Here is a 6,022-nt window from a genome sequence, read left to right as displayed (position 1 = left end):
GGGTGGAGAAGGTGCTGGTTTTCACAGGTGGGTCGTCGTTCGCCCCTGTATCATCAAGGCACACCTGATCGACCAACTCTGCCTGACGCAGTGCTGGCGCGACCGTATGGCGGCCGCGGTGCCCCTCGCAGTGGGCGGCCCGGTATCTACCGCAGTTCCGCGCAAGAGGACAGCTCTCGGCGCCCCGCGCCCCACGAATGGGGCCGCGCTACCAGGCGGCAGAAAGGCACGGGCCGTGGCATCCACGGTCACCTCGGAGTCCGCCAGGACTCCGGTCTCCTCCCGCCCGGGATACGGCCAGCTGCTGCGCACGCGCGGCGTCTGGGCGTTCCTGCTCCCCGGCTTCGCCGCGCGACAGCCCTTCGCGATGCTGACCATCTCCATCGTGCTGCTCGTGCAGCACACCACCGGCTCGTACGGCACCGCAGGCGCCGTCGCCGCCGCGACCGGTGTCTCCATGGCACTGTTCGCGCCGCTCACCGGCCGCCTCGCCGACCGCCACGGCCAGCGGGCCGTGCTGCTCCCCGGCGTCGTCGTCCACTCGCTGGCGGGCCTCTCCCTGACCGCGCTGGCCCTCACGGACGCCCCCCTGTGGGCGCTGTTCGCCGCCGCCGTGCCGACCGGCGCCTCGGTGCCCCAGGTCGGGCCCATGGTGCGTGCCCGCTGGGGCGTCAAACTCCAGGGCTCTCCCCTCATGACGACCGCGGCGGCCTTCGAGTCCGTCACGGACGAGCTGACCTTCGTGTTCGGCCCGCTTCTGGCGACCGCCCTGTGCACCGCCGTGGACCCGGCAGCCGGACTGCTCACCGAGGCCGCGCTGACCCTCGTGGGCGGCCTGCTGTTCGCCGCCCAGCGCGGCAGCCAGCCGTCCGTCGGTGTCGGCGGGCACGCGCGCGTGAAGCACGCCTCCGCGCTGTCGGTCCCCGGCGTACGCGTTCTGATCGTGGCGTTCCTCGGCATCGGTGCCGTCTTCGGCGGCATGCAGGTCTCGCTCGCCGCGTTCAGCGAGTCGATCGGCGAGCCCGGCCTGAACGGCGTCCTGTACGGGACGTTCGCCGCGGGCAACATGCTCTCCGGCATCGTCTGCGGCGCGATCGCCTGGAAGGTGGCCCCGCGCCGCCGCCTCGTCATCGGGTACGCGGCCCTGGCCCTGGCCGCCTCCGGACTGTGGGCCGCGCAGTCGGTGGTCGTCCTCGCCGGAGTCGGCCTCCTCGTCGGCATGTGCATCGCGCCGGCCCTGATCACCGGCTACACGCTGGTCGACGGACTGGTTCCGGCGGGCGCCCGCACCGAGGCCTTCACCTGGCTGACCGGCGCGGTCGCGCTGGGCCAGGCGGCGGCGGTCACCATCGCCGGACAGCTGGAGGACCGGCTCTGGGACGGTGCCGGTTTCCTCGTCCCGATGGGCGGCACCCTGCTTGCTCTCGCGACCCTGGTCGCCCTGCGCTCGCGGCTCGTCCCACCGGTGGTGAACCGGACCGTCGCACGTGGCGTGGGTCACCGCGTGCCGGTGACAGTGGACTGATCCCGAGGAATACGTCACTATGGACCGTCGTTAGCACTCATTGAGTGAGAGTGCCAGGAGGAAGACAAGTGCCGACCTACCAGTACCAGTGCACCGAGTGCGGCGAGGGCCTCGAGGCGGTGCAGAAGTTCACCGATGACGCCCTGACCGAGTGCCCCAACTGCAGTGGCCGCCTGAAGAAGGTGTTCTCCGCCGTGGGCATCGTCTTCAAGGGCTCCGGTTTCTACCGGAACGACAGCCGCGGCTCGTCGTCGAGCAGCAGCCCGGCCTCGAAGTCGTCGGGTTCGTCGTCCGACTCGAAATCGTCCACGTCGGACTCCAAGCCGTCCTCGGACTCCAAGTCGTCTTCGGGTTCGAAGTCGTCCTCGGACTCCAAGTCGTCCACGAGCTCGTCCTCCGGCAGCAACGCCGCCTAAGGCTTCCTCGCGCCTCTTTCTTACGAGACCCTGCCGTCGCGGACGGCAGGGTCTTCGGCGTTTCCCGGCCCGGCTAGGGTGCCGTTCATGGCGAACACTGAGAACGTCGGGGCGAATGTCGGGGCGCACACGGAGAACGTCGAGATCGGCGTCATCGGCGGGTCGGGCTTCTACTCGTTCCTCGACGACGTGACCGAGATACAGGTCGACACCCCCTACGGGCCGCCCAGTGACTCCCTCTTCCTCGGCGAGATCGCCGGGCGGCGGGTCGCCTTCCTTCCCCGGCACGGCCGTGGCCACCATCTGCCGCCGCACCGCATCAACTACCGCGCCAACCTGTGGGCACTGCGCTCCGTCGGCGCCCGCCAGGTGCTCGGGCCGTGCGCCGTGGGCGGGCTTCGCCCCGAGTACGGGCCCGGGACGCTGCTCGTGCCGGACCAGTTCGTGGACCGTACGCAGTCCCGGGCCCAGTCGTACTTCGACGGGCTGCCGGTGGCCGGCGGCAGCACACCGAACGTCGTCCACGTCTCGCTGGCCGACCCCTACTGCCCCGTCGGGCGCAAGGTCGCACTCCGTGCCGCGCGCGGGCGCGAGTGGGAACCGGTGGACGGCGGGACGCTGGTCGTGATCGAGGGGCCACGGTTCTCCACCCGCGCGGAGTCCCTCTGGTACCGGGCGCAGGGCTGGTCCGTGGTGGGCATGACCGGTCATCCCGAGGCGGCGCTCGCCCGTGAACTGGAGCTCTGCTACACGTCGATGACGCTGGTCACCGACCTCGACGCGGGCGCCGAGACCGGGGAAGGCGTCTCCCACGAGGAGGTGCTGAAGGTGTTCGCGGCGAATGTGGACCGGTTGCGGGGGGTGTTGTTCGACGCGGTGGCGGGGCTGCCCGTCGGTGGGGCGCGGGATTGTCTGTGTGCGTCGGCGTTGGGCGGGATGGATCCGGGGATCGAGCTGCCGTAGGGCGTCCGTGGCCGGTCGGGGGCGGGGTGTCCCGCCGGAGGGCCGTGCCGTCGGGGTCGTGCCGTCGGGGTCGGGGCCGTGCCGGTACGTCGAGCCCGCCGCTGCCGGGTGTCCTGCTGTTGGTTTTGTACGTGTCGTTTCCTGGAGGAGCCCTACGCGGCGGGCTTCGACGTACCGGCACGGCCCGCTCCCGTTGTGCGGGGCTCCGGTCCCGGCGCAGGGGGCGATCCTGTCTGGGTCGGGTGCGGCTCTCGGTGTGGGGGAACTGCCCCTTCGGGTGAGTGAGTTGTCCACAATCGTGTGGCTGTCCACTGGGTGCGGTGGGGATCTGTGTGAGGGCGCAGTCTGGGGGTGCAAGCCGATCTTCGACCCCAGGCGGTGGTACCCGTGTCGCAGCTCTCCTCCTTCCCGCGTCCGTTGGGCACGGACGTTCCCGGCACGTGCGAGGTGCCGCACTTCGCTCCCGTGCGGGTGCGTGGCGGGCGGTACGGGCTGCGGCGGCTGGTTCGGCACCGAAGGCGGACCCTGGCCGCGGGCTTGGCGGTGACCGCGGCGGCTCTCGTCGCGGCGGGGCCGGCTGACATCGCGGCGCGGGACACGGGGCCTCCGCGGGCTCGACCGGTGGTCGGTTCCGTGCGGGAGCGGCAGCCGGTCGAGATGGTGACGGCGCCAGTGCGGATCGCCGACGGGGCAACCGTGCGGCTGCTCAGGCCCGGTGACCGGGTCGACGTGGTCGCGGCGGAGCAGTCGGCGGCGGGCGACGCACGGGTGGTGGCGCGTGGAGCGCGGGTGACGAAGGTTCCCGAGTCCCCGGACAGCGTGGCCGAGGGTGGTGCGCTGGTCGTCCTGTCCGTTCCGCGTCGGACCGCGACGCGCCTGGCGGGTGCGGGCGCGACCTCCCGGCTGGCGGTGACCCTGTGCTGAGCTTGGCCACGACAGTCGGCGTCAGGCTGTCAAGTCCCTCGTCGGAGTCAGAGAATTGGACAGGGCCGCCACATCCTGACGTAGGTTGCGGAGCTGTTCATTCCACAGTCTGTGCGACCGAGAAGGGTCTCCCTGGTGAGCGAGAAGAAGAAGGGCCCGAGCCTCTGGGACGGCTTCAAGGCCTTCCTGATGCGCGGGAACGTCGTCGATCTGGCTGTCGCGGTGGTCATCGGCGCCGCCTTCACCAACATCGTCAACTCCGTGGTGAAGGGCGTGATCAACCCGCTGGTCGGCGCCTTCGGCACCAAGGACCTCGACAAGTACAGCTCGTGCCTGAAGGACCCCTGCACCTTCGACGATGCGACGGGGACCGCCACGAGCGGCATCCCCATCATGTGGGGCAGCGTTCTCAGCGCGACGCTGACCTTCCTGATCACCGCGGCCGTCGTCTACTTCCTGATGGTGCTGCCGATGTCCAAATACCTCGCGCGGCAGGTGGCCCGCCAGAAGGCGAAGGAGGGCACCCAGGAGGTCATCGAGGTGACCGAGCTGGAGGTTCTCAAGGAGATCCGCGACGCCCTGGTGGCCCAGCGCGGCTCCGGACACGACGAGCACTAGCAAGAAGCAGCAGCAAGAGCGGGATCGGGAGCCGCAGGGGCGCTGTCAGTCGGGCTCGGGAGGCTCTTGGGCGGTGGCGCGGTGGGTGCCTGCGCGGTGGGGCCGGGGGCCTTCTCAGATGTGGTGGGGCGGCTTCTCGTCGAGGAAGCGGGCCAGGTCCGCGGAGCTGTCGCCGGTCGGCCGCTCGCCCCATCCGCGGTCCGTGTCGTCCGCGGACGGTCGGCTCAGCGGGTCGTCGAAGACCAGCGCGGCCTTGGGGTCACGCGGTTCGGGGGTGGGCGCTTCGCTCATACCTCCAGGGTACGCGCAGGGAATCGTGGCGCTCCGGCCCCGGGCTGTGGGCCTGGACACTGTGACTGTGTGGCGGTTCCGCCGGAGACCCGGAGATCCGGGCTCCCGGAAACCCTGAGTCCGACCTCCTGTACGTCCCAGTAGTCCTCCAAGTCCTCGGGGCGCATCCCCGGGCCCCGTCCCCGAGTCCCGTCCTCAGGTCCCGTCCCCGGGTCCCGTCTTCGGGGGTTCCGGGGGTCGACACTGGGCGCATGACAGTTGACGCTCTGACCGATGTGACCGGGCTGCGCGTGGGGCATGCCACGCGGATCGGCGACGGTTGGCTCACCGGCACGACAGTCGTCCTGGCCCCGGAAGGTGGCGCGGTCGCGGCCGTGGACGTGCGCGGCGGCGGGCCCGGCACCAAGGAGACCGACGCGCTCGACCCGCGCAACGTGGTGCGGAAGATCGAGGCACTCGTCCTGACCGGCGGTAGCGCGTTCGGGCTGGACTCGGCGACGGGCGTGATGGCCTGGCTGGAGGAGCGCGGGCGTGGGGTACGGGTCGGGCCCGATCCGCGCCATGTCGTACCTGTCGTACCGGCTGCCTGCGTCTTCGACCTGGGCCGGGGCGGCGACTTCCGGGCCCGGCCCGACGCGGCGATGGGCCGTGAGGCCGTGGAGGCCGCGGCGGCCGGCGAGCTGGGTGCGCCCGTCCCGGAAGGGTGCGTGGGCGCGGGGGCCGGGGCGGCCGTCGGAATGATGAAGGGCGGGGTCGGCACCGCGAGTGCCGTGCTCGACTCGGGCGTCACGGTGGCGGCGCTCGTGGTGGCCAATGCGGCCGGATCGGTGGTGGAGCCGGAGACGGGGGCGCTGTACGGGGAGTTGGCCCAGGGGCGGATCAGCTGTCCCGCCACGGAGGTACACCGGGCGGCGCAGGTGCGGCTGGCCGAGGCCATGAAGAGAAACGCGGTTCCGCCGCTCAACACCACGCTGGCGGTGGTCGCCACCGATGCCGACCTGTCGAAGGCACAGGCACAGAAGGTCGCGGGCACTGCCCACGACGGCATCGCCAGAGCTGTCCGGCCTGTGCATCTGCTCAATGACGGCGACACGGTGTTCGCGCTCGCCACGGGGGTGCGTCCGCTCGCGGCGGAGGACCCTCTCGCGTTGAACGAGATCCTCGCAGCGGGCGCGGACCTGGTGACGCGCGCGATCGTGCGAGCCGTGCTGGCCGCAGAGTCGGCCGAAGGGCCGGGAGGGGTGTGGCGCGCCCACCGCGACTTGTACGGGAGGGAGTAGACGGG

Annotated in this window: 7 protein-coding genes; 6 read left to right on the top strand and 1 reads right to left on the bottom strand. The window is 71.4% G+C overall.

Features of this window, described 5'->3' with window-relative positions; genetic code table 11:
* The first annotated feature begins 235 nt into the window (after window positions 1-235).
* The 5 genes from KUF83_RS01755 (at window position 236) to mscL (ending at window position 4,446) form a co-directional block, all read left to right on the top strand.
* Window positions 236-1,525 (top strand): MFS transporter, encoded by a 1,290-nt coding sequence (locus KUF83_RS01755; RefSeq protein WP_217452698.1) that lies wholly within the window; start codon window positions 236-238, stop codon window positions 1,523-1,525.
* A 68-nt stretch (window positions 1,526-1,593) separates the two neighbouring features.
* Window positions 1,594-1,941 carry an FmdB family zinc ribbon protein gene (locus tag KUF83_RS01750; RefSeq protein WP_217452697.1) on the top strand — a complete coding sequence of 116 codons (348 nt, stop codon included), beginning with the start codon at window positions 1,594-1,596 and terminating at the stop codon, window positions 1,939-1,941.
* An 87-nt stretch (window positions 1,942-2,028) separates the two neighbouring features.
* Window positions 2,029-2,904: an S-methyl-5'-thioadenosine phosphorylase gene (locus tag KUF83_RS01745; RefSeq protein WP_217452696.1), complete on the top strand. Its 876-nt coding sequence runs from the start codon at window positions 2,029-2,031 to the stop codon at window positions 2,902-2,904.
* A 387-nt stretch (window positions 2,905-3,291) separates the two neighbouring features.
* Entirely contained in the window at window positions 3,292-3,828 is a 537-nt protein-coding gene (locus KUF83_RS01740) for a hypothetical protein (protein WP_217452695.1), read from the top strand.
* A 135-nt stretch (window positions 3,829-3,963) separates the two neighbouring features.
* Window positions 3,964-4,446 carry a large conductance mechanosensitive channel protein MscL gene (mscL, locus tag KUF83_RS01735; RefSeq protein ID WP_217452694.1) on the top strand — a complete coding sequence of 161 codons (483 nt, stop codon included), beginning with the start codon at window positions 3,964-3,966 and terminating at the stop codon, window positions 4,444-4,446.
* Window positions 4,447-4,560: 114 nt separating this feature from the next.
* Here mscL and KUF83_RS01730 read toward each other — a convergent pair whose 3' ends face one another.
* Window positions 4,561-4,737: a hypothetical protein gene (locus KUF83_RS01730; protein WP_217452693.1), complete on the bottom strand. Its 177-nt coding sequence runs from the start codon at window positions 4,735-4,737 to the stop codon at window positions 4,561-4,563.
* Between the two features lie 251 nt (window positions 4,738-4,988).
* Between KUF83_RS01730 and KUF83_RS01725 the strand changes: the two genes are divergently transcribed.
* Window positions 4,989-6,017 (top strand): P1 family peptidase, encoded by a 1,029-nt coding sequence (locus KUF83_RS01725; protein ID WP_217452692.1) that lies wholly within the window; start codon window positions 4,989-4,991, stop codon window positions 6,015-6,017.
* Window positions 6,018-6,022 lie beyond the last annotated feature (5 nt).

Source organism: Streptomyces sp. BV286 (genome assembly GCF_019090165.1).
In the GTDB taxonomy this organism is placed as follows: Bacteria; Actinomycetota; Actinomycetes; order Streptomycetales; family Streptomycetaceae; genus Streptomyces.
This window is presented reverse-complemented; position numbering and strand designations above follow the sequence as displayed.